At 38.8% G+C, this 24,534-nt stretch carries 25 protein-coding genes; 19 read left to right on the forward strand and 6 right to left on the reverse strand.

Features of this window, described 5'->3' with window-relative positions:
• The first annotated feature begins 189 nt into the window (after window positions 1–189).
• Window positions 190–1,122, forward strand: a complete 933-nt coding sequence (locus tag IR083_RS08115) for an SPOR domain-containing protein (RefSeq protein WP_006798726.1) — start codon at window positions 190–192, stop codon at window positions 1,120–1,122.
• Window positions 1,123–1,192: 70 nt separating this feature from the next.
• Here IR083_RS08115 and upp read toward each other — a convergent pair whose 3' ends face one another.
• The 3 genes from upp to IR083_RS08130 all read right to left on the reverse strand — a co-directional run bounded on the left by upp (window position 1,193) and on the right by IR083_RS08130 (window position 3,367).
• Entirely contained in the window at window positions 1,193–1,849 is a 657-nt protein-coding gene (gene upp / locus IR083_RS08120; protein ID WP_006798727.1) for a uracil phosphoribosyltransferase, read from the reverse strand.
• A 62-nt stretch (window positions 1,850–1,911) separates the two neighbouring features.
• Window positions 1,912–2,655 carry a shikimate dehydrogenase family protein gene (locus tag IR083_RS08125; RefSeq protein WP_194223911.1) on the reverse strand — a complete coding sequence of 248 codons (744 nt, stop codon included), beginning with the start codon at window positions 2,653–2,655 and terminating at the stop codon, window positions 1,912–1,914.
• A 94-nt stretch (window positions 2,656–2,749) separates the two neighbouring features.
• Entirely contained in the window at window positions 2,750–3,367 is a 618-nt protein-coding gene (locus tag IR083_RS08130; protein WP_006798729.1) for an OmpH family outer membrane protein, read from the reverse strand.
• A gap of 232 nt (window positions 3,368–3,599) precedes the next feature.
• On the opposite strand from IR083_RS08130, the gene IR083_RS08135 reads away from it, so the two are divergent.
• From IR083_RS08135 to IR083_RS08170, 8 genes are all read left to right on the forward strand, one after another.
• On the forward strand, window positions 3,600–5,057 hold the full coding sequence (locus IR083_RS08135; RefSeq protein ID WP_194223912.1) for an aminoacyl-histidine dipeptidase: 1,458 nt from the start codon (window positions 3,600–3,602) through the stop codon (window positions 5,055–5,057).
• A gap of 274 nt (window positions 5,058–5,331) precedes the next feature.
• Window positions 5,332–6,396 (forward strand): acyltransferase, encoded by a 1,065-nt coding sequence (locus IR083_RS08140; protein WP_194223913.1) that lies wholly within the window; start codon window positions 5,332–5,334, stop codon window positions 6,394–6,396.
• Between the two features lie 416 nt (window positions 6,397–6,812).
• Entirely contained in the window at window positions 6,813–7,541 is a 729-nt protein-coding gene (locus IR083_RS08145; protein ID WP_242052385.1) for a DsbA family protein, read from the forward strand.
• Between the two features lie 168 nt (window positions 7,542–7,709).
• The gene (locus IR083_RS08150; protein WP_194223914.1) at window positions 7,710–8,123 is read left to right on the forward strand and encodes an EamA family transporter; all 414 of its coding nucleotides are present in this window, start codon (window positions 7,710–7,712) and stop codon (window positions 8,121–8,123) included.
• Between the two features lie 44 nt (window positions 8,124–8,167).
• Window positions 8,168–8,923 carry a methyltransferase family protein gene (locus tag IR083_RS08155; protein ID WP_194223915.1) on the forward strand — a complete coding sequence of 252 codons (756 nt, stop codon included), beginning with the start codon at window positions 8,168–8,170 and terminating at the stop codon, window positions 8,921–8,923.
• 72 nt (window positions 8,924–8,995) lie between these two features.
• Window positions 8,996–10,453: a choice-of-anchor Q domain-containing protein gene (locus IR083_RS08160; RefSeq protein ID WP_194223916.1), complete on the forward strand. Its 1,458-nt coding sequence runs from the start codon at window positions 8,996–8,998 to the stop codon at window positions 10,451–10,453.
• Complete coding sequence (locus IR083_RS08165; RefSeq protein WP_242052386.1) at window positions 10,437–11,492, forward strand: hypothetical protein; 1,056 nt, start codon at window positions 10,437–10,439, stop codon at window positions 11,490–11,492. The genes IR083_RS08160 and IR083_RS08165 overlap by 17 nt, the downstream gene beginning before the upstream one ends.
• Before the next feature lie 4 nt (window positions 11,493–11,496).
• A complete protein-coding gene (locus IR083_RS08170; RefSeq protein ID WP_194223917.1) occupies window positions 11,497–12,384 on the forward strand; it encodes a beta-1,6-N-acetylglucosaminyltransferase in 888 nt (295 codons plus the stop codon).
• Here IR083_RS08170 and IR083_RS08175 read toward each other — a convergent pair.
• The gene (locus IR083_RS08175; RefSeq protein WP_006798738.1) at window positions 12,371–12,853 is read right to left on the reverse strand and encodes a MarR family winged helix-turn-helix transcriptional regulator; all 483 of its coding nucleotides are present in this window, start codon (window positions 12,851–12,853) and stop codon (window positions 12,371–12,373) included. The two genes, IR083_RS08170 and IR083_RS08175, sit on opposite strands and share 14 nt — an antisense overlap.
• Before the next feature lie 153 nt (window positions 12,854–13,006).
• Here IR083_RS08175 and rpsF point away from each other — a divergent pair, with 153 nt between their 5' ends.
• The 7 genes from rpsF to pgl all read left to right on the forward strand — a co-directional run bounded on the left by rpsF (window position 13,007) and on the right by pgl (window position 18,385).
• A complete protein-coding gene (rpsF, locus tag IR083_RS08180) occupies window positions 13,007–13,363 on the forward strand; it encodes a 30S ribosomal protein S6 (protein WP_006798739.1) in 357 nt (118 codons plus the stop codon).
• Window positions 13,364–13,633 carry a 30S ribosomal protein S18 gene (gene rpsR, locus IR083_RS08185; protein ID WP_183305946.1) on the forward strand — a complete coding sequence of 90 codons (270 nt, stop codon included), beginning with the start codon at window positions 13,364–13,366 and terminating at the stop codon, window positions 13,631–13,633.
• 19 nt (window positions 13,634–13,652) lie between these two features.
• A complete protein-coding gene (gene rplI / locus IR083_RS08190; RefSeq protein ID WP_006798741.1) occupies window positions 13,653–14,096 on the forward strand; it encodes a 50S ribosomal protein L9 in 444 nt (147 codons plus the stop codon).
• Window positions 14,097–14,223: 127 nt separating this feature from the next.
• A complete protein-coding gene (locus IR083_RS08195; RefSeq protein WP_194223918.1) occupies window positions 14,224–14,625 on the forward strand; it encodes a hypothetical protein in 402 nt (133 codons plus the stop codon).
• A gap of 515 nt (window positions 14,626–15,140) precedes the next feature.
• Window positions 15,141–16,037, forward strand: a complete 897-nt coding sequence (gnd, locus tag IR083_RS08200) for a phosphogluconate dehydrogenase (NAD(+)-dependent, decarboxylating) (protein WP_194223919.1) — start codon at window positions 15,141–15,143, stop codon at window positions 16,035–16,037.
• 90 nt (window positions 16,038–16,127) lie between these two features.
• Window positions 16,128–17,663 carry a glucose-6-phosphate dehydrogenase gene (gene zwf / locus IR083_RS08205; protein WP_194223920.1) on the forward strand — a complete coding sequence of 512 codons (1,536 nt, stop codon included), beginning with the start codon at window positions 16,128–16,130 and terminating at the stop codon, window positions 17,661–17,663.
• The gene (gene pgl, locus IR083_RS08210; protein WP_194223921.1) at window positions 17,660–18,385 is read left to right on the forward strand and encodes a 6-phosphogluconolactonase; all 726 of its coding nucleotides are present in this window, start codon (window positions 17,660–17,662) and stop codon (window positions 18,383–18,385) included. Before zwf ends, pgl begins: the two co-directional genes overlap by 4 nt.
• A 48-nt stretch (window positions 18,386–18,433) precedes the next feature.
• Here the strand turns inward: pgl and IR083_RS08215 are convergent, their stop codons facing one another.
• Both IR083_RS08215 and IR083_RS08220 read right to left on the reverse strand, forming a co-directional pair.
• The gene (locus IR083_RS08215; protein WP_194223922.1) at window positions 18,434–19,945 is read right to left on the reverse strand and encodes a GH3 auxin-responsive promoter family protein; all 1,512 of its coding nucleotides are present in this window, start codon (window positions 19,943–19,945) and stop codon (window positions 18,434–18,436) included.
• Window positions 19,942–20,643 (reverse strand): Crp/Fnr family transcriptional regulator, encoded by a 702-nt coding sequence (locus IR083_RS08220; RefSeq protein ID WP_006798748.1) that lies wholly within the window; start codon window positions 20,641–20,643, stop codon window positions 19,942–19,944. The genes IR083_RS08215 and IR083_RS08220 overlap by 4 nt, the downstream gene beginning before the upstream one ends.
• Before the next feature lie 264 nt (window positions 20,644–20,907).
• Here IR083_RS08220 and tig point away from each other — a divergent pair, with 264 nt between their 5' ends.
• The 3 genes from tig to clpX all read left to right on the forward strand — a co-directional run bounded on the left by tig (window position 20,908) and on the right by clpX (window position 24,483).
• The gene (gene tig / locus IR083_RS08225) at window positions 20,908–22,290 is read left to right on the forward strand and encodes a trigger factor (protein ID WP_194223923.1); all 1,383 of its coding nucleotides are present in this window, start codon (window positions 20,908–20,910) and stop codon (window positions 22,288–22,290) included.
• A 234-nt stretch (window positions 22,291–22,524) separates the two neighbouring features.
• Complete coding sequence (gene clpP / locus IR083_RS08230) at window positions 22,525–23,193, forward strand: ATP-dependent Clp endopeptidase proteolytic subunit ClpP (protein ID WP_006798750.1); 669 nt, start codon at window positions 22,525–22,527, stop codon at window positions 23,191–23,193.
• A 54-nt stretch (window positions 23,194–23,247) separates the two neighbouring features.
• A complete protein-coding gene (gene clpX, locus IR083_RS08235) occupies window positions 23,248–24,483 on the forward strand; it encodes an ATP-dependent Clp protease ATP-binding subunit ClpX (RefSeq protein WP_194223924.1) in 1,236 nt (411 codons plus the stop codon).
• Window positions 24,484–24,534: the final 51 nt, after the last annotated feature.

Consider the following 24,534-nt stretch of genomic DNA (forward strand, 5'->3'; position numbering starts at 1 on the left):
TTTGTACAAAATTAATGCTTTTATATCAAACTACACTTTTTTATGAATAGTCTTTTCTACAGTCCCTATCATACACCATAAAACACGAGCAAAACCTTTTACATCTTGAGCGTGACCACAATGCATCAATTGAAAAATAAAATCCTTTTTTTACTACAAAATTATTCAGCTTATGCTTATATTTGCATTATGGAAAAAACAATATTTAAATACTTAGAATTTTCACTTCCTATACACAATTGTGTTATTATACCCGATTTCGGAGGCTTCATATTAAACATGGAACCGGCAGCATTCTTATCCAACGGCGAAATCAAATCACCTAAACACAGTATTGTTTTCAATCCGGAACTGAATCATAATGATGGAATTATTGCATCATATATAGCCAAAGACGAGAAGATATCCTATAACGCTGCATGCAAAAAGATAAAAGAATTTGTGACAGTAATTAAAACGAATCTGAAAGATGGCAAAACTGTTTCATTTGGCAACCTTGGTTCATTTACAACTGATGCTGAAGGAAATATTCTTTTCGCACAGAACAGATCGATTATACATCCCGGTTTATTTGGATTATACCCTACCAGCATAAAACAATTGGCCGAAATAGATAAAATCATTGTAAGAGATAAAAGAAATCTGTCCATAAAATATACAATTGGTGCCGTCGCTGCCGGTGTAGCCGCGATTGCACTTTTCATCACCCCCATCAACATTAAAGACAGCAATAACAGAACCTCTCAAAAAGCTGATTTTATATCTGCAATTACAAGCTCGTTATCACAACGTAATAGCGAAATTGTTAAAGATCTGGACAACAAGACCGAAAACGGGCAAATCACCAACACAGCTGAAAATAGCCTGGTCAAGCCCAAATCCGGACGTATCTATTATATTATTGTCGGAGGAGAAGACACAATGGATAGAGCGAACAATCTGCTTTCTAAAATTAAGAAAAATGGATTTAATGATGCAGACATTATAGAAGGAAGCGACAGATACAGAATATATATATCTTCGTTTGAGGATAAGACACAGGCCGAATCATTTCTTGACTCTTTCAGGAAAGAGAACCCGAAATTTGAAACGGCATGGCTTTATTCCAAAAGAAACAACTAAACTCATCATATTACAGGAAACAGGAAAGTCCGGGAGTTCCGGACTTTCCTTATTTTAGCGTTATCTTTTTTTACTCTTTTTCTCCATATGCTAAATCTCCGGCATCTCCCAGTCCCGGAATAATATAGGCATATTCATTCAACTCCGGATCTATTGCCGCTGCCCAGATAGTAGTCCTGTCTTTAGGGAAGTTTTGCTCACAATAATCTATCGCTTGCCGACTTGCAATAATAGTTGCAATATGAATATGTTTCGGTTGGCCTTTTGTCAGCAATGCCTGATATGACAAATCCATACTTCCACCTGTCGCTAACATCGGATCTGTAAGGATCAGTATCTTATCCTCAATCCGGGGGGATGCTATATATTCGATATGCACATGAAAGCTCTGATGGTTTTCACGATACTTCCTATATGCTGAAACAAATGCGTTCTCTGCCTGATCGAAACAATTCAGAAAGCCATGATGATATACCAGTCCGGCACGCAGAATAGTACCTATTACAATAGGGTCGGAGGGAACGTTTGTTACCGAAGTTCCTAGTGGAGTCACAGTTTCTAAAGGGAAATAATTCAACGTCTTACTTATCTCATAAGCCATAATTTCCCCTATCCTTTCTATATTACGCCTGAAGCGCATGCTGTCTTTTTGGATTTCCACATCGCGCAGTTCACTGACAAAACGATTCAATACAGTGTTTTGTTCCGATAAATTTATTGTTTTCATTATTATATTTTGATCCAAATTTAATTGTTTTCTTTCAATTTCACAGAATTGATAATAAAAATTTATCTATTCCATATATCCCAGGCTGCCAAAGCCTGCAATTCAAGCATTTCTGCACCATTTTTCACCTTAGCACCTCTTTCTTTTCCCAACCTCAGAAACCTTGTTTCGGCCGGATTATAAACCAGATCATACAACAAGCAATTCCGGGTCAGATACTGATAGGGAATATCCGGCGCTTCATCTACATTAGGGAATGTACCCAGTGGCGACGCATTCACAATTACGGTATATTCACTAAATATATCTTTATCCAAATCCTGATATTGTAATTGTCCTGCTTTGGGTGTACGGGAAACGTAAGTAAAATCCAAACCGAGATTCTTCAACCCTCCGGCTACCGCTTTGGATGCTCCTCCAGTTCCCAAAATCAAAGCTTTCTTATGAATATCTTTATTGATAAGCGGAGCGATCGAATTCCGGAAACCTATAATATCTGAATTATAGCCTATCAGTTTAACCTTCGATCCGCTTCTTACTACTTTTATTACATTCACCGCCCCCAGTTCTCTGGTCTGAGGATCCAAATCATCTAAATATTGAATCACCTTTTCTTTATAAGGAATAGTTACGTTCAATCCTCTGAGATTCGGATGCGAACTTACAATATCCGGAAATAAAGAAATCTCAGGAATTTCAAATTTCACATATTCTGCATCAATACTCTCCTTCGAAAATTTCTCTGTAAAAAACCGGGGAGAAAAGGACTGAGCTAAAGGGTTCCCCACAATTCCATATAAATCCATAATATCAATAAATTTAATTTTAAGAGCTGAGAAGGTATAAAAAAATAGGATAATACCAATTGGCAATTATCCTATTTCTATATTTTTAATTCTTCTATTTAGCGGCTTCGGGTTTGTAACGGCTATTGAGTAGCTGTATCACATCTTTCGTAATATCATATGAATCCTTCGCCAACAGAATATTATCTAATCCTGTATTACTAAAGATCACCTGATAATTAGCTTTTTTATTATAATCTTTCAGGCAAACACGAACCGAATCGGTTATCTCCGCATTTACTTTAGCCTGTTTTTTCATATAATCTTCTCTCAACCGTTCTGCTGTAGCATGAAGGTCAGCCTCCATCTTCTGTATACGGACTTGTTCTTGCTGAGCACGTTCCTGACTTAGAAATACATTGTTATCGATTTTCTTACGGAAATCAGCTACTTCATTTTCAAATTGGCGTTGTTTGTTATTCAATGTTGCATTGGAACTGTTATACTCTTTCATCAATACATCATTTGCATCTTTGGCGTAATTGTAATTGATAAGTAAGGAGTCAACATTGACATAAGCTATAGGTAAAACGCCTGTAGAATCACCTTCTGCAAATTTCAGGGATGCAGATCCACCTTCCGTGCTTTTCTTATTAGAGGTAAAAAATAAAATAAACAATACGATTATTGCAACTGCAAGTACACCGTTAATAACATAAGAGATATTCTTCATTTATTTAAATGCATTAGTTAATCCTTTTTCAAATACAGAAAATCCGTCAGTACGAGTCTCATTTCCATACCCATTTTTGAGAACGACTTGGCAAAGATATATCTTTATGTTAAAACAACGCTATATTGAAACCTTTAAAAGATGTAAAAAAATTGCTTTTTATAGGTTATCTATCTAATTTTAGATGTTATTACTAATTAGAGTGGTCATCTACTAAAAAATTTAACTGAATATGACAATAAAAGATTTAAAGCCGAGCGCAGTATGGAACTATTTTTATGAAATAAGCCAGATCCCGCGGCCATCGAAAAAAGAAGGTAAAATAATAGCTTATCTGCTCGATTTTGCAAAAAAGCATAATCTGGAGGTAAAAAAAGATGATGCCGGAAATGTGCTTATAACCAAGCCTGCGACTAAAGGCAAAGAAAATCTTCCGACCGTGATACTTCAGGGACATGTAGATATGGTATGTGAGAAAAACACCGGCACTGTCCATGATTTTGACAATGACCCGATAGAGACAGTTGTAGAAGGCAACTGGTTAAAGGCCAAAGGAACAACTCTGGGTGCAGATAACGGCATCGGAGTAGCAGCAGCCCTTGCTATACTTTCATCGGATACAATAGAACACGGTAAACTGGAATGCCTATTCACAGTGGATGAAGAAACAGGTCTGACAGGCGCTTATGCATTAAGTAAAGATTTCCTGAATGGAGATATTCTTATCAATCTGGACACAGAAGAAGAAGGTGAAGTATATATAGGATGCGCAGGAGGTAAGATAACTACTGCTACATTTACATACAAACCGGAAAACATTCCTGCAAACTATTTCTGGTTTAAGGCTCAGGTAAAAGGATTGAACGGAGGGCATTCCGGATCGGAAATCCACAAAGGCCTGGGTAATGCAAATAAGATACTTAACCGCTATCTATGGGAACTCAGCAAAAAATACGATCTTTCCCTTGCTGAATTTAACGGAGGAAACCTGCATAATGCTATTGCCCGCGAAGCATATGCTATAGCAGGAGTACCTTATAATAAAAAGGAAGAGGTAATCGTGGCTTTGAATACACTGGCTCCGGAAATCGAAGCTGAGTTGAAAAGCATAGACCCTAATCTGAAAATGACAGTGGAATCGACTGATGCTACATCGTTTATTATAGACAAAGATACAACTAACAATCTGCTGAACGCACTATACGCCTGCCCTCATGGTGTACTGGGCATGAGTTTCGAAATACCGGGATTGGTGGAAACATCCACAAATCTGGCTTCCGTGAAAATGAAAGAGGGAAATACGATCCTGATAACTACAAGCCAGAGAAGTTCTACAAATTCACTGAAAGATGATGCAGGAGATATAGTCAATGCTGTATTCACTCTTGCGAAAGCTGATGTGGTACACTCGGCCGGATATCCGGGATGGAGACCTAATCCGGATTCTAAAGTATTGGGTGTAGCTAAAGATGCTTACAAGAAGTTATTTGACAAAGAGCCGGAAATAATGGCGATCCATGCCGGTCTCGAATGCGGACTTTTCCTCGAAAAATATCCGCATCTGGACATGATCTCATGTGGACCTACAATCCGTAATGCCCATTCGCCGGAAGAACAGGTTGAAATCCCTTCTGTTGAAAAATGGTGGGTTTTCTTACTGGAAATATTGAAGAACATTCCTGCTAAATAATATCAGGTACATTATTTTGATATATAATACCTGAAATAAAGGAATTTGCCGTGCCGATAGTAATATGCTTATTGGCACGGCATTTTTCATAAAAGGATGTGTTGATATATTTTAATATTCGATTAATTTTGACTACACTTCATTTCGTCAGAATGTTCATTTTGGCATTGCCCAAAAGTAACACAAGCAATCTTTGATTGCGTGTAGTAAAAGAATAATCCAACCTTAAAACAAAACAGAAAACACCAATATAAAACACTAATTAAGACAAAAAATGAAAGGAGAAAGAGTATTCAGTCTCGATTTGCTCAGAGTATTAGCCTGCTATATGGTAATACAGGTACACGCTGGTGAATTTTACTATATCGGAGACGGAGGAACTGTCGTAAGTGGAGATGATGCGCTTTGGGTCAACATCTACAATTCATTGTTCAGAACAGCAGTGCCCTTGTTTATAATGATTACAGGCTATTTTGTCCTGCCTGTCAGGGAACAAATGAATGTATTCTTTAAGAAACGTTTCACACGTGTATTAATTCCTTTTATCGTATGGTGTGTATTATATGCGCTATATGCTTTCGTCATGGGCAAGACTGATATAGAGGGTATGTTTACCAATATAGCTAAAATTCCGGTTAACTATGGAGTGGAAGTCGGACATCTCTGGTACATCTATATGCTGATCGGATTATACCTATTCTTCCCGATTGTATCTCCCTGGCTGAACAGTGCATCGCGCAACAGCCTGCATTTTTACCTCATTATATGGGCAATCACATTACTCCTCCCTTATATACATCAGGTATTCCCAGAAGTATTGGGAGAATGTTACTGGAATCCGACATCCCTGCTATATTACTTCACTGGATTTCTCGGATTTGCCATACTGGGTTTCTATCTCAAAAAATTCTGTATAGTAAAGAGTAAATTGGATCTGCCAGTAGGCTTCTCTTTAATTATAATTGGATACATCGTTACCTATTCACTTTTTGCCAACAGGCTCAATACACAAGAACTGGTATCTGATCTGGAATTGTCGTGGAACTATGGGACCATCAATGTGGCAATGATGGCTTTAGGACTATTTTTAGTTATAAAGAATATCAAATACAGAAAAGATACTATTCTAAAAAAAGTGATAACCAGTATCTCCGTCTTGAGCTACGGGATATACCTAGTACATATAATAGTATTAAATTTCTTCTTCTGGGCTTTTAACGATGTTTTTGCATCAGCCGCAATAAAAATTCCCCTACTGGCTATATGCACGTTTCTGGGGTCTTATATTATTATAAAAGTAATTTCATATCTGCCAAAAAGCAAATATATTATCGGTTAATAGTATCTTTGTATTGCTAGAACCCTGTCACTTTTTAAATATAACAAATATATTTATCTATACAATAAAGTATTGTTTTGCAGCTCTTTGAAATGATAAAAAGTAACAAAGAAAAAACAAAAAAACTGTTACCTTTGTTACCTTTTAACAAGTAGTAAGTTTTAAGTTATATGAGATACGAGTAGACAAGACACGGGATACGAGTTATTAACTGATGACTGTTCACTGAAAAAAGTGTTACCTTTGTTACCTTTTAACAGTTACAAGTTACGAGTTACTACGCCCTGCGGGCAGTTACAAGTAAACGAGATACAAGTTGTTAACTGCTAACTGTTGACTGTTAACTGAACTAAGTGTTACCTTTGTTACCTTTTAAAACTTACAAAGCTAATTATCAACAACATAAAAAAACATCGATGATGAACAAAATGAAAATAGATATCTGGTCAGATATAGCCTGTCCGTATTGTTACATAGGAAAGCGAAAACTGGAAATGGCCCTGAGCCTGTTTCCTCATAGAGACAATGTAGAACTTGTCTGGCATAGTTATGAATTAGACCCCGAACTTCCTAAAGAAGCTCTGGAGTCGAAAATCTACGGATATTTCGCGGCCAAGTATCAGATGAGTGTAAATGAGGCTCATGAAACAATGGCAAATACGGCTAAACTGGCAAAGGAAGTAGGACTAAATTACGACTACGATAATCTTATCGTGGCCAATACATCCGACGCCCTCCGTCTGGTGAAGCTGGCAAATGAATCGGGACTGGCAACCGAAGCCGAAGAGGTACTCTTCGATGCCTATTTTGTGAAAGGTGCAGATATAAGCGACAACAGTATACTTGTGAAATTGGGGACACAAATAGGACTGACTGAAAAATCCATTGTGGAAATGCTGGACAGCGATAAATATCTGGACAAGATAAAAGAGGATATTGAATATAGTGAAAACGAGCTTAATCTCGAATACATCCCTTTCTATCTATTCAACAATAAGCAAATAGTGCAGGGTTCCATTCCTGTTGAAGATTATCTGGAGGTATTGACGAAAGCATATGCCGAATGGGAACAAAACAGCGTATCTGCCGGAAAAGGAGAAATCATAAGCGGGCAATCCTGTTCTATAGACGGTGTTTGCAGTTGAATCACAAACCACCCGGTGACTTTGCCAAAGGAAAATGTCTTGCATAAAAATGAAAATAGGTCGATAGTGGAATAATAAGAACCCCATGAAATTCGTTATAATGGTTGTAAAAATAATATCCACCGAATTTACTCTCTGGTTCGGCGAACATATATAAAGAAGAAGAATATGTGGAAATACTATGCTCTTTTATCAGCTATATTTGCCGCGCTCACAGCCGTTTTAGCCAAAGTTGGCGTAAAAGATATCAATGGAAATCTGGCTACTGCTATCCGGACATCAGTTGTACTCTTCTTAGCTTGGGGCATTGTCTTTTTCAGTGGCCATCTGAAAGATGTAAAGGAATTAAGTAAAGTCAACCTTGTTTTTTTGATTTTGTCGGGATTAGCCACAGGACTTTCATGGATATTTTATTTTAAGGCTCTGGAGACAGGCGATGTATCGAAAGTTGCACCGATTGATAAATTGAGCATTGTTTTTGTAATGGTGCTGGCATTTATTTTCCTGAAAGAACCAATAGATATAAAAACTATTGCCGGCGGAACATTGATACTCGCCGGAACAATAGTGCTAATTTGGTAGTAAAGTTATGATTATATGTTTAATTACATCAATAGAAAATTGATATGGCATTGAAAGAAGAATTTGAGCGACAAGGAAATTGGCTTTTCCGCTATAGGGGTGTATTACCCATTATCATCCTGTTTATAGGTGCATACTTATATTTGCAGACGGAAATATACCCTGAGACATTTATACTCGAAGGAACTCTTTACGAAATATATTATGAGGTGGCATGCCTGATTATAAGCCTGTTAGGTTTAAGTATCCGTATTTATACTGTAGGATATACGCCTGAAAATACATCGGGCAGGAACACCGCCAAAGGGCAAGTTGCGGAAACACTCAATACCAGCGGCGTGTATTCTGTTGTAAGGCATCCGCTTTATCTGGGAAATTTCTTAATGTGGTTAGGAGTATGCCTGCTGACCGGTAATCTGTGGTTTATTATTGCCTTTTGCCTTCTATACTGGGTTTACTACGAAAGAATCATGTTTGCGGAAGAACAATTCCTGAGCAGGAAATTCGGAACAGTTTACAGTGAATGGGCAGACAAGACTCCGGCTTTTTTACCGGACTTCGGGCTGTTTATAAAACCTTCATTGTCGTTTAGCTGGAAAAAAGTATTGAAAAAAGAGAAGAACGGGTTGCTTGCCTTGTTTCTGATATTCTGTGCTTTCGATTTGTCCGGAGAATGGGTGGAACATCAGAAAGCCTATAATTACGTTCTCATTATAGCGTGCCTGATAAGTATAATCTCTTATTGCGTATTGAAGTATTTGAAAAAGAAAACCGGAGTCTTAAATGAAGCCGGCCGATAGAATATATCTCTTGTATTCATCTGAGATTTGGTATGGCGAGATAAAAATGACAGGACACCGGAATCATTAATTATGAGCTATAAAATAACGGGAACTAATTGCCAATTAAAGAAACTGCTTTATCTGTTGTCTCCTTTGAAAAGGCTGATAAGGGGGATTATTCTATCCTCCGTTTTCCTTTCGATATTCAGCTCCTGTAAAAATGGAGATGATTTTTCGGACGACAAGAGCCTAGGGCTCTCATTCTCGAACGATACAATCAGTTTCGATACCGTATTTACTACTATCGGCTCTGCGACGCGGCAGTTTAAAATATATAATAAGAACAGCAGATCGCTCGTGATAGGCTCGATAGAACTGATGAACCCGGGAAAAAGCGGATTCAGAATGAATATCGACGGAGAAAAAGGGACGAAACTCTCAAATGTAGAAATACTGAAAAAAGACAGTCTTTTTGGATTTATAGAAGTTACAGTGAATCCTACGGATAATGAAAATCCGCTGTTGATACGCGATTCTATCAGATTCGAAACAAACGGCAATATCCAATACCTGCAACTGGAAGCTGTAGGACAGGATGTCTATATATGGAAAGGCGGACGGATTACCCAAGATTCTGTAATTGCAGGCAAGAAGCCGCTCCTTGTATATGACTCCATCGTGATAGATAAAGGGGTTACGGCTACAATGGCTGAAGGCGCCAAGGTCTTTTTCAGGAATAATGCTTCTATCCGGATACACGGTACACTGATAGCTAACGGGACAATAGAAAAGCCTGTCATTTTCAGGGGGGACCGTTTTGATAAGATTGAAGCGGATATACCTTACGACAATGTCCCGGGACAATGGGACGGCGTGTATTTCTATTCCGAAAGTTACAACAACCAACTTGAAAACATAAATATACGGAATGCCACAAAAGGCATAACATTCCATGCCTCAGACATCCAATATAAAAAAGCGACCTTATTGAATGCAGTTGTACAAAACACATTGGAATATGGGGTATCAGCTACAAACAGTAATATTGACGGAGGAAACTGCCTGCTTGTCAACTCGAAAGGTGCCGCACTTAATCTCAATGGAGGAAAATATTCATTCCTGCATTGTACTATCGCCAACTATTTCAGATGGTCGGCAAGGACGGTGGAAAGTCTGGTAATAAGCAATAGTAAAGAGGCACCGCTAGCTCAATGTGACTTTATGAACTCTATCGTTTACGGTTCATTGAACAGAGAACTCCTAATGAATAGAAATGCTGACGCAGTCTACAACCATCAGTTCATAAACTGCCTGATAAAAGGTATGGAGATTTCAGACTCCCACTTTGAAAATATAATATGGAATAAAGATCCTCTATTCAAAGACTTAAATACGGAAGGTATCTATTCATACAACTTTGAGTTACAGGAATCATCTCCGGCCATAGATAAAGCTGATAAAACATATTCAAAAGGATTACCATTCGATTTGCGGGGTAAATCCCGTCAGGATTCCCCTGATATTGGTTGTTATGAGCGGGTTAAGTAAAGGTTGGAAGATATTACAGGGCATTATACTGCTGCTGATAATCAGCATACAGGCAAATGCCCAGGAAAATTTCCGTATCATGTTCTACAATGTAGAGAACATGTACGATACAAAGGACAATCCGGAAACAAACGATGACGATCTCACTCCAAACGGTCAATTGCACTGGACAAGCTATCGGTATTGGAAGAAACTGAACGATATAAGCACGGTAATTTCATCTGTTGGCAACAATAGATACCCGCCTGCACTAGTCGGTATATGCGAAGTAGAAAACGATTCTGTACTGTTCGACCTTACCAAAAGAGCCGGACTGAGGAAACATAAGTATGAATATATAATCACCAGCTCCAAAGACAACAGAGGTTCGAACACGGCCCTACTCTATCAGCGGGACCAGATAAAGATAATAAGCAAAAGGTCTTATACTCCCACCCTGCAATCAGACCCAATGAAAACGACACGGGATATACTTCATATTACAGGGAGAGTCATCAATGATGAAATACTGGATATATTCGTTTGCCATTTCCCTTCACGGCGTGAAGGGATCAAAAGGACAAGACCCGACCGCATCCGGTGTGCAGAACTCTTGAAACAGAAGACCGACAGCCTTTTCCGCATACGGAAGAAAGCAAATATCATTATTATGGGCGATTTCAACGACTATCCGAATGATATAAGCCTGTCTGAAAGCCTTGGCGCACATAGCATCAAATCCCCGGTTTGGGACAAAAACTTATACAATATGTTTTATCATCGTTCAGGCGAGAAGGATGCAGGCTCTTATAAATACAAGGGGAAATGGAACTTCATAGACCAGTTTATTATAAGTGGAAACCTCTTGAATCCCTCTTCTAAGATTTCAATAAAGAGGAAAGAAGCCCATGCTTACTCCGCATCGTTCCTCTTGCACGACGATAATACAAAGTCCGGAGGTGGCGGACAGAAACCATTGCGTACTTACTCAGGATTTAAATATCCGGGCGGGTACAGCGACCATCTACCAATCTATATGGATTTGATTATTAAAGACTAAAGAAATGAAGCACGCCATACTGGTAACAGCATATAAGAATCCACAGCAATTAAACGAACTGGTAGACTTCTTCGATGAAGACTATTCATTCTATATCCATATAGATAAGAAAAGCCGGATTACCGATTCTGATATTAAGATACTGGAATCGAAGCCTGCCGTTAAGCTCGTATCGCGGGAATACAGAGTCAACTGGGGCAGCGTCGACCACCTCAAAGCAATCCTCCTTTTATCGAAGGAATGCGCGAAAGACAAAGACATAGATTATGTCCACCTGATCACAGGACAGGATTTTCCTGTAAAGTCGCCGCAACAGATATCCGGTTATCTGAAAGAGAATCATGGAACAGAGTATCTTTCGGCCAGGCCACTACCTATTAAAACCTGGATAGAAGGAGGACTTAACAGGGTTATATATTACAATCCATATGAGATTTTCAATGCTAAAAGCTGGCAACGTTTGTTTATCAAAGCATTTGTACAGATGCAAAAGATTGTAGGATATAAGAGGGAATTACCATCCGAATTAAACAGTCTCTATGGAGGTTCAACCTATTGGACTCTTACACTTCCGGCAGTTGAATACTACCTCAGCTTTATCGATAAGCATCCGAATGTTCTCGAAACTTATAAATATACATTTTGTGCCGAAGAAATCTTTTTACATTCCATATTGATGAATTCTCCATTCAAAGAAAAGGTTGCAAAAAAGAACCTGAGATTCATGTTATGGGAAAACAGGGACGGAGTATATCCTGCCAATCTGGACGAAAGGGATTTTGAGGACATTATCCGTTCAGACGCGTTTTTCGCAAGAAAGTTCGAATACCCTGTATCCGGGACATTACGGGACAAGCTAATTAGGTATTTATCAGGATCTAATAGCGATTAGAATCCTCCAAGGCCTCGCGTATATTGCCGAAAACAGCCGCCAACAGGAAACGCACCTGCTTAAGCCCATCTTCGTCAATTCCTGCCAAAGCAGCATCCATGGTCTGATATACTGCTTTATTGGCCTTGTCTTTTATTGATTTACCAAGATCCGTGAGGAATATATAATTGGAGCGCCGGTCTATAGTGGAGGCATTACGATAGACAAGATTTTGTTTGGCAAGATTATCGATCAGGCGTGTCATACTGGGCTTATCTTTAAATGTGGAATTACATAAGGTCTGTTGGGTAACGCCATCTTCGCGCCAAAGGAAAGCTAATACCGTCCATTGTTCGGGAGTAATATCGAGACCTTCTTTACGAAGGTTGCGGTACATCATACGGTTAATAGCCATCGACACTTTTCCGTTGATGATAGGGAAGATAAGATCCTGATCTCCATCCAAGCTGAGTATTTCTTCATTTTCCATTGACGGTTCCTCTTATATTGTATACAAATGTAAGATAAGAAGTCCGCTTATCAAAGATTTTTTAAAGCTTTAGCATTTGTTATATAAATAAAAAGCTCTATCTTTGCACCTCATTTGCAAAAATGACATGTTTAATTTATAATTATTTAATTTATGAACAATTACGAAACCGTTTTCATTTTGACTCCCGTTTTGTCTGATGTACAGATGAAGGAAGCGGTAGAAAAATTCAAGACTATTTTGACCAATGAAGGGGCGAAAATAGTAAATGAAGAAAACTGGGGACTTCGCAAACTGGCTTATCCAATCCAGAAGAAATCCACCGGTTTTTATGCGATGTTAGAGTTTGAAGCTGATCCGGCTGTTATCGCTAAACTAGAAATCAACTTCCGCCGCGACGAACGTGTTATCCGCTTCCTGACTTTCCGCCAGGATAAGTTTGCACACCAGTACGCAGAAAAGAGAAGAAATCTAAAATCACCTAAAAAAGAAGAAGTAAAGGAGAACTAAATTATGGCACAGCAATCAGAAATCAGATATTTGACTCCGCCTTCAGTTGATGTCAAGAAAAAAAAGTACTGCCGTTTCAAAAAGAACGGTATTAAGTATATCGACTACAAAGACCCAGAGTTTTTGAAGAAATTCCTTAACGAACAGGGAAAAATCCTTCCTCGCCGTATTACCGGAACATCTCTGAAATTCCAACGTCGTGTTGCACAAGCTGTAAAAAGAGCCCGTCACTTAGCTTTGCTTCCTTACGTTACAGACTTAATGAAATAATAAAAAGGAGGAAAAAGAAATGCAAGTTATATTAAAAGAAGACATCCTTAACTTAGGATATAAAGATGAAGTCGTAACTGTAAAAGACGGTTATGGACGTAATTACCTTATACCTCAAGGTAAAGCTGTGATAGCATCAGAGTCTGCAAAGAAAGTTTTGGCTGAAAACATGAAGCAACGCGCTCACAAACTTGAGAAAATCAAGAAAGACGCAGAAGCTTTGGCTGCCAAACTTGACGGCGTATCACTTACTATCGGAGCAAAAACAAGCTCTACCGGTACTATCTTCGGTTCGGTAACCAATATTCAAATAGCTGAGGCTCTTGAGAAATTAGGATACAACGTAGATCGTAAGGTAATCATTATCAAAGATGCCGTAAAAGAAGTAGGTACTTACAAAGCAACAGCTAAGCTTCACAAAGAAGTTTCTGTAGAAATTCCTTTCGAAGTAGTTTCTGAATAAGATACCGTTAAATATAGAAAAGAGAGTTGTTTATCGACAACTCTCTTTTTACTTTTACCAAGCCTTAACAAAATATAAAAGATAAATATTATCTTTATAAACTAACTATTAATAATAAATACAACTTATGAAAAATTTAACAAAAACTACTCTTGGCATTATTGCTATTGTATTCATTTCTTCGTTTTTCATCCAATGCAAAGATGCAAAAGATGCAGTCGTAACTAAATACCTAGATATGCAGGTAGAACAAATGAACAAGCAATGCCCGCTTAGTCTTGGAGGAGGATTAACTCTGGAAAGTTGCAAAGTAGAAGGAAACAGAACGATGAAATTCTCTTATAAAATAGATCAGGACATCGAAACATTTGATACCGAAGCAGGTAAAGCGGCAGCTGTTGATGCACTAAAAAGTTCACCTGAAATAGCCCAATTAAAAGAATATGAAATAACATACAAATACGAATACAAAAATGCATCGGACAAAGTCATAGGAGAAATGACAATCGCTCCGGACGATTATAAATAAAATCAGATAAGTAATAAAACAAGAAGCCGAGAGACTAAATTAAGTCTTTCGGTTTTTTTTGTCTAGCCATATGCAATATATCCAATCTGAATTATCTGTATAGTACAATTAATTATCAGAATACATTTTTTATGATTGAATAAAAATAAAAACAAGCGATTATCTTTTCTTTATAAAAATATCCCTGCTCAAATATTGACAGTCGAAATATGAGGACAACATAAATAGATAATATTTATAAAACATTTTCCATATATAAAATATTGATAACCAATATTCACTATTAACCAACTAAATAATATAACACTTTGTTTTAACTTAAAATCGTAAAAAAACATTAACTTCGTAGGATTTAAAAGATTAATTATCAAAATCTTTTAAACAATCAGGTAACAGATAGAGTTGATGATATATTTTCTAATCATAACTTACTATTGCTTTTTTACTTACCAAGTAATAAATAGGTCTGCGACCTTTACTTGTTTATATTATAAAAATCAAAAATAGAAACTAATATGAAAATCGGATTTGTAGGATTAGGCAAAATGGGCGGTAAAATGGTAGAGCGCCTATTGAATCATGGACACGAAGTAGTTGCTTACAACTTAACCCAAAAAGAAATAGATGAAGTGGCCGAAAAAGGAGCTATACCTGCCTCCAGCCTGAAAGACCTCGTGGATAAATTGGATGGACGCAAATTGGTGTGGTTAATGGTTCCTGCCGGTAAACCTGTGGACGGAAACATTGCCGAACTGCTTACATTACTTAATCCAAACGATATAATTGTAGACGGTGGCAACAGCTACTGGAGAGAAACTGTAGAACGTGGAAAGAAGGTAAAAGAACACGGAATTCATTACCTCGATTGTGGCACAAGTGGTGGCGTATGGGGACTTCAGAACGGATACTGCCTGATGTATGGTGGTGACAAGGAAGCCTGTGACTTCGCCGAACCGATCTTTAAAAGTCTTGCCCCAGAAAACGGCTACATGCGCTGCGGCGAAAGCGGTTCCGGCCATATGGTAAAAATGGTGCACAATGGAATCGAATATGGCATGATGCAGGCATATGCGGAAGGATTTGAGATAATGAAAAATTCACCATACAATGTAGACTTAGAAAAAGTTTCCCGTGTATGGATGGAAGGTTCGGTTGTCCGCTCATGGTTGCTCGAACTGATCGGTAATGCACTTGAAGGAAACGAAAATCTGGATGGCATCAAAGATTATGTAGCCGATAGCGGCGAAGGTCGTTGGACTGTACAGACAGCTATGGATTTTGATGTTCCGGCACACGTTATCACAGCTTCACTTTTCACCCGTTTCGAGTCGAGACAGGAATCGTCTTATGCAATGAAATTACTGGCAGCTATGAGGAATCAGTTTGGCGGCCACGAAATAAAGAAAGACTAACTTAGTTACGAGTTATAAGTTATGAGTTATAAATGTACAGATAATCTTATAACTCTTATCTTGTAATTCGTACCTCGTAACTAGAATACGATGAAACCAAAAATAATAAAAGATCAGGCACTGATCATATTCGGTGCATCGGGAGATCTTACATACAGGAAACTGGTTCCTGCTATATTCGATTTGCATAAACAGAATTCACTTCCTAAAAACTTTGCAGTATTGGGAGTGGCTCGTAGTCCTTTTACGGATGACTCTTTCCGTGAAAAGATGAAAGATGGTATTAAGCAATTCGCTACCGCTAAGGACGTCTCTGATGAAGAATTAAATACATTCTGCCAGAAACTTCATTATCTGTCTATCAATACAGATGACGGTAAAGAATACTCGAAGCTGAAAGACCGTTTAGACCTGCTCGACAAAGAAGAAAATACTGCAGGAAATTATATTTTCTATTTATCTACGCCACCTGCGCTCTATCCTCTCATACCTAAATTCCTGGCAGAACAGGGCTTGAACAAAGAAGACGATAATTTCAGGCGGATTATTATAGAAAAACCTTTCGGTACAGATTTGAAATCTGCCATTTCGTTAAATACTTCTTTACGCGAAGATTACGATGAAGAGCAGATATACCGTATCGACCATTATCTGGGTAAGGAAACTGTACAGAATATGCTCGTTACCCGTTTTGCTAATGGTATCTATGAACCTCTGTGGAACAGGAATTATATTCATCACGTCGAAATCACGGCTGCCGAAAGTATTGGCGTCGAAAATCGTGGAGGATATTACGATCATTCAGGAGCATTGCGCGACATGGTACAAAATCATCTGCTGCAATTAGTGGCTCTTGTGGCAATGGAACCCCCGATGTCTATAGACTCGGTTTCGATACGGAACGAGAAACTGAAAGTATTTCAGGCTTTCCGCCCTATGTCGAACGACGATCTGTTCAAAAATGTCATTCGTGGACAGTATACAGCTGCTAACATAAAAGGTAAATATGCCAAAGGTTACCGGGAAGAAAAAGACGTGGATAAGGATTCACGCACCGAGACCTATGTAGCCATGAAGTTGTTTATTGATAACTGGCGCTGGGGAGATGTCCCTTTCTATATCCGCACCGGAAAACGTTTACCGACACGGGTATCGGAAGTAGTTATACATTTCAAGCCGGCTCCTCAACGATTGTTTCCGGAAACTACGGACTTAAACAATGACGACAACCAGTTGGTAATAAGAATACAGCCCGATGAAGGCATCCTGCTGAAAACAAAGATGAAAGTGCCGGGAAGCGGTTATCAGGTAAAGAATGTGAATATGGATTTCCATTACTCGCAGCTGCAAGATACTTATCTGCCCGAAGCATATGAACGTCTGCTGCTCGACTGCATGGTAGGCGATTCTACATTATATATCCGGGGCGACGCCTTGGAAGCCACATGGAAATTCGTGCAACCACTGCTTGATTTCTGGGAGAAGAATCCGGATGCGCCATTACATGGTTATCCTGCCGGATCATGGGGCCCTAACTGCGCCGATGACCTGATTGAAGAAAAAAAACTGACATGGAGATATCCTTGTAAGAATCTGTCTGACGATGGTATATATTGCGAACTATGATAAAAGAAGAGATTAAAGTTTATGAAGATCCTAACGCTTTAAGCAAAGGATTCACCGAGTTTGTACTGAAATTGCTGGATGTATATCCGCACATCAACCTGGCATTGTCGGGAGGAACTACGCCTAAAGTCATCTTTGACTATTGGGCCGAAAATTGTAAAGAGTCTATCGACTGGAACCGTATCTCCTTTTTTTGGGGAGACGAACGTTGCGTACCACCGGAAAATGTGATGAATAACTTCGGGATGACAAAGGATCACTTATTCGACAAAGTGCCGGGCATTCCGAACAACAACATCTACCGTATACACGGAGAGAACGAGCCCGAAGAAGAAGCATTATGGTACGGCACTGTCCTAAAATCGAAACTGATGCAAAAGCAGGACATGCCGAGTTTCGAGATCGTCATGCTTGGACTAGGGGATGACGGGCATACCGTGTCTATTTTCCCTAATCAGATCGAACTTTGGGACAGTAAAGACATCTGTGTTATCGGTCAGCATCCTGAAACAGGTATGCAACGTGTGACGATCAGCGGTAAAGTGGTAAACAACTCACAGTATGTCGTATTCCTTGCTACAGGAAAGAACAAGGCGGAAAAGGTCAGAGACATAATAAAGAACCGGAAAGAATTCCTGAATAAATACCCTGCGGCGAAAGTAAATCCGAAAAGGGGTTATTTGTATTGGTTCCTGGATGCAGAAGCGGCGAGTTTGCTGTGATACGCATAGGAATAAAAAAGGATGGTTGTGTAACCATCCTTTTTTGTCTTATCTTGTTTGTTCTATAAACAACCTTAGTCTATCTATGTAATCCCTGTTATTCGACAATCGCGGCACTTTGTTTTGCCCGCCCAGTTTCCCTATCGATTTCAGCCATTCATTAAATGTTCCTTTTGGCAAACTTTTTACAATAGGTAAACCTAAAGAGAGATTATAGGAACGTTTCGCCTCATAGTCCGAGTTTACCCTTTTCAGGTTATCATCCAAAGACTTGACAAACTTATCCAAATCGTCGGGCTCGACGGAAAACTCGATAAACCACTCATGGGCACCGGTATTTTCATCTCCAAAATAAACGGGAGCGGCTGTATATTCAGTTATCTGTGCACCTGTATCTTTACAAGCTTCGGATAAAGCTCTTTCAGCATTGTCAATGATAATCTCCTCTCCGAAAGCATTGATAAAGTTCTTTGTACGACCTGTTATCCGGAACAGATAGGGACTGGTAGACGTAAACTCGATAGTATCACCTATCATATAGCGCCAAAGCCCGCCATTGGTAGAGATGAGGAGTGCGTAATTCTGCCCGGTCTCCACTTCGTCCAATGTCAGTGTCTTAGGATTTTCACTATTCCATTCACTCATCGGAACAAATTCGTAGTAGATACCGCTATCCAGCATCAGGAGCATATCTTTCGATTTATCGGAAAACTGTACTCCGAAGAATCCTTCCGAAGCATTGTACGTTTCCCAATAACGCATTTCAGGCTTTTGTATGATCTTCTTATATTGTTCTTCGAATGGGGTGAAACTGACCCCCCCATGGAAGAACACTTCCAGATTAGGCCAGATATCAGTCAGTTCGCGCCCGGTATCAGCCTTTATTTTTTTCAAAAGGACAAGCAACCATGAAGGTACACCCATGAATGCCCTTACATCGTTCTTTACAGCATAATCTGCTAATGCCTGCAACTTAACCTCCCAATCAGGTAGCAGGGAAATACTCTCAGGAGTACGGCTTCTCTTAGCCCAGAAATACAGGTTCTTGATCAATATAGCAGATATATCTCCGGTGAAGATCCCGTCTCCGATATTATTTATCTGCTTACTTCCTCCCAAAACTAATGTCTTTCCGAAAAAGAATCTGGCCTTATGATTTGCCTGACCATATATAGCAAGCATCTGCTCCCCACATTTGTAGTGACCTTTTGTCAGAGATTCTTGGGTGACAGGGATGTATTTACTCTTATCCTCGGTAGTGCCGGACGACATAGCAAACCACTTTATGGGTTTGTTCCACAAAACACTCTGCTGTTTATCTATCAGTATCTTATCAAGATAGGGACGCAAATCTTCGTAATGGAAAACAGGAACCCGCTTTCTGAAATCGTCTTTATTCTTGATTGAGGAAAAGTTGTATTGCTGACCTATTAGTGTTTGTGCTCCATTTCGAAGCAAATAGGATAGTATTTTTTCCTGAGTATAGATTGGTTTATTGATAAATCCGGCAACTTCTTTATATTTGAAGTCCAGATATTTGTGAGCAATATTGGTTATCATCCGATTTTGCTTATTCGTCGTAGCTTTTCTTCGTCTATTATCTTGATTTTCCGGCCGTCGAGTGTAATTATATGTTCATCAACAAATGTAGACAGCGTCCTGATTGCATTTGAGGTTGTCATATTCGACAAATTGGCAAGGTCTTCCCGTGACAGATAGATACTGATAGTGGCACCGTCCTCTTCCAATCCGTAGTTCTCAATAAGGAAGATAAGCGATTCAGCTAAACGTCCCCGGATATGTTTCTGCGTAAGATTAACTACCCTTTCATCAGCAATGCCCAAGTCTGTAGATAGTTCCCTGATAAAGAACATACCTAATTTTGAATTTATAGAAACTATCTCTTCAATAATCTGCATAGATATAAAACAAATAGTAGAGGCCTCAAAAGCCGAAGCCGCAGTCACATACGGCTGGTTTGCAAAATAGGCTCGATACCCGAAATATTGTGTAGGACGTATCATTCTGATTATCTGGCTACGCCCTCCTACCCCATCTTTATAGATCTTGACTTTCCCTTTACATAGGCACATCAATTCCTGAGGAGTCTCTTCTTCTCTGTAGATTACCTCATTCTTTTTATAGTCAAGAATCTTCGCGTTTGCCGAAATTAAGTCACGTTCCTTATTATTCAACAAATCCCAAATCTCCGGAATACATTCCGATATACTTACAACATTGCTGCTATCTGCTACCATAGAGAAAAGCTTGATATATAAATCAGGTTCAATAATTAACTTAAAAACAAAGTTAGCATTTTTTTATATAAAACATGTTACAAAACATATTTTTAACGCATTATGCCATCTTTTTATAAAAAAGGTCTTGAGATTAATTATTATTTCTCTTTGAATATTACAATAATAAGACTATTTTTGCACCACCAAAAAAGAGAGCTGTGAAAGCTAACTTTTTCTTATACATTTGAATAAACTTGTAATAATTAAAATAAACCCGTTAAGATGAATGTATCTCTAACAAATGTTGATAGCGTAAATGCTATTCTACAAATCAGTGTGGCTAAAGCTGATTATCAGGACAAACTTGATAGTGCACTGAAAACTTTCCGCAAAAAAGCAAATGTACCGGGATTCCGTCCGGGCACTGTACCTGTAGGCATGGTAAAAAAGATGTACGGTAAATCCATAATGGCCGAAGAAATAAATAAAATAGTAGGTGAAAGCTTATATAACTATATCCAAGAGAATAAATTGAACGTGCTTGGCGAACCTCTTCCTAACGAAGAAAAGCAACAGGCAATCGATTTCGCTACAGAAGGCGACTACGATTTCTATTTCGATATAGCACTTGCTCCTGAAATTAAACTATCACTGACAAAGAAAGATAAAGTTACTTACTACAAAATTGATGTAAACGAGGAACTTGTTGATAAACAAATCGAGTCTTACAAAGCAAATTACGGTAAGTATGACAAGATAGAAGACGGCGCCCTTGCAACCGACCTTATCAGAGGTACTATCTCGGAACTGGAAGGCGGCAAAGCAAAAGAAGGCGGCATCAGTGTAGAAGCAGGCGTAGTAATGCCATCTTACATGAAAGATGCTGATGAGCAAGCTAAATTTGTTGGAGCTAAAGCCGGAGATGTGATCACATTCAATCCGGGGAAAGCATATGAAGGAAATGAAACAGAGATCGCATCACTACTTCACATCGAAAAAGATGCAGTAGAAGCTATTGCTCCTGAATTTAAATTCGAAATCACTGAAATCACCCGTTACAAAGAAGCTGAACTGGATAAAGACCTGTTCGAAAAAGTATTCGGAGCAGATACAGTAAAAGATGCAGCTGAATTCAAAGCAAAGGTAAAAGAAACTATCGAAGACCAGTTTGCTCCGGATAGCGATTACAAATTCCTGTTGGATGCAAAGGAACTTCTGGAGAAAAAAGTCGGAGATCTTCAATTCCCGGATGCTTTCCTTAAAAGATGGCTGCTAGCATCAGGTGAGGAAAGAACAGCAGAATCCGTCGAAGCAGATTATCCGAAAATCGTAGCCGACCTGAAATTCCACCTCATCAAGGAACAAATCGCAAAAGATTATGATATCAAGATTGAAAATGAAGATATGAAAACTATTGCAATGCAGGCAGCAAGAGCTCAGTTTGCACAATATGGCATGATGAACCTGCCGGACGAAATGGTTGAAAACTATGCAAATGATATGTTGAAAAACAAAGACAACGCACGCAACCTGCTCGAACGCGCAATGGAAAACAAAATAATCGATGCATTAAAAACAAAATTAGGTATAGAAGAAAAATCCATATCACTGGATGACTTCCGCAAATTCTTCGAAAAAGAAGATGACAAACAGGAAGAAGCATAAACCTGAATGAAATTATATAACGGGCAGAAGAATAAATACTCTTTCTGCCCGTTTTCGATGAATAATAGTAGAAATACACCGAATAATATCTTAGCTTTTCAATTTTTTATTTATAACTTTGTTTATAAGAAATGAGGCTGAATATTAGCCTCTTTTTTGTGCCGGTTACAATGGCATGATAATTGTTTATAAGACTATAGTATTAAATTATTCACTTATTGAAAGGAAAATATTATGAACAATGAATTTAAGAAATATGCTACCAAGCATTTAGGTATGAACGGACTAGCTCTAGATAAATATGTAGATATTACAAGCAGCTATATATCACCCACTATCATTGAAGAGCGTCAATTGAATGTTGCTCAGATGGATGTATTCTCCCGACTGATGATGGACAGAATCATCTTCTTAGGGACTCAGATAGACGATTATACTGCTAATGTTATCCAGGCACAGTTACTTTATCTGGATTCTGCCGATTCCGGCAAAGACATATCAATCTATATCAATTCTCCCGGCGGTTCGGTTTATGCCGGATATGGCATCTACGATACTATGCAGTTTATAAACAGTAATGTTTCTACCATTTGTACAGGTATCGCAGCCTCTATGGCAGCTGTACTGCTTGTAGCAGGAGAAAAAGGCAAGCGTTTTGCTCTGAAACATTCACGCGTGATGATCCATCAGCCTCTGGGCGGCGCGCAGGGACAGGCTTCCGATATCGAAATCACCGCACGCGAAATTGGGAAAATAAAGAAAGAACTATACACCATTATAGCCGATCACTCAGGACAACCGTTCGACAGAGTTGAAAAAGATTCTGACCGTGACTACTGGATGACTTCAGCCGAAGCCAAAGATTATGGTATGGTTGACGAAGTTTTAATTAGAAATAAGTAATAATAAGTAATGAGTTCAAATAACGTATAGAACTCATTACTTATAATTCAATTTATGGCAAAAAAAGAAATAAACCAATGCAGTTTTTGCGGACGAAGCGATAAGGATGTAAACATGCTTATATCCGGTTTGTCCGCAGACATCTGCGATAGCTGTGCCGAACAGGCCTACCAAATCGTAAAAGAAAGCATCGAAGCCAAACAAAAATCTTCGATAGGCATAGACAAAACACAACTGCCTGACCCCAAAAAGATAAAAGAATACCTCGACGGATATATTATCGAACAAGATAATGCCAAACGTTATCTGGCTGTTGCCGTTTACAATCACTACAAACGGATATTACAGGAAAAGAACGATGATATAGAAATAGAGAAATCGAATATTATCCTTGTAGGACCTACCGGTACAGGAAAGACGCTTCTGGCCCGTACAATAGCAAAGATGCTGCACGTACCTTTCGCCATTGTAGACGCAACCGTACTTACCGAAGCCGGATATGTAGGAGAAGACATCGAAAGTATCCTTACACGGCTACTTCAGGCATCGGACTATGATGTAGCATCAGCCGAGAGAGGAATCGTGTTCATAGACGAAATAGACAAGATAGCGCGTAAGAGCGACAACCCGTCGATCACCCGTGATGTAAGCGGCGAAGGAGTACAACAGGGATTACTAAAATTGCTTGAAGGATCAATTGTGAATGTGCCGCCACAAGGAGGCCGTAAGCATCCTGACCAAAAAATGATCGCTGTAGACACTAAAAACATCCTCTTCATTTGCGGAGGAGCGTTTGACGGCATAGAACGTAAAATTGCCCAACGCCTGAATACTAAAGTAGTAGGATATGCCTCTTCTCTGAAAAACGCAGAAGTAGACAGAGAAAACCTGTTGCAATATGTAGCACCTCAGGATTTAAAATCTTACGGACTGATCCCGGAAATTATCGGCCGTCTGCCGATACTGACATATCTGGATGCACTGGACAGAAGTGCTTTGCGCAGAATTCTTACCGAGCCTAAAAATTCTATAATAAAACAATACATCAAGCTCTTCAAGATGGATGACGTAGATCTCACATTCGATGAAGATGTATACGAATTTATTGTAGATAAGGCAGTAGAATATAAGTTAGGAGCAAGAGGATTGCGCTCCATTGTAGAGAATATAATGATGGACGCAATGTTTACCATACCATCTACAAAACAAACGCAATTACACATCACCAAAGACTATGCCGGGGAACAACTCGAGAAGTCACAAATGATAAAACTCAAAAATTCACAATAAAGTTTGTTTTTTTCATAAAAAATAGCCTATTTTAAGTTGGAGATTTAAAAT

It is taken from the genome of Dysgonomonas sp. GY75 (assembly GCF_015234155.1).
Lineage (GTDB): Bacteria > Bacteroidota > Bacteroidia > Bacteroidales > Dysgonomonadaceae > Dysgonomonas > Dysgonomonas gadei.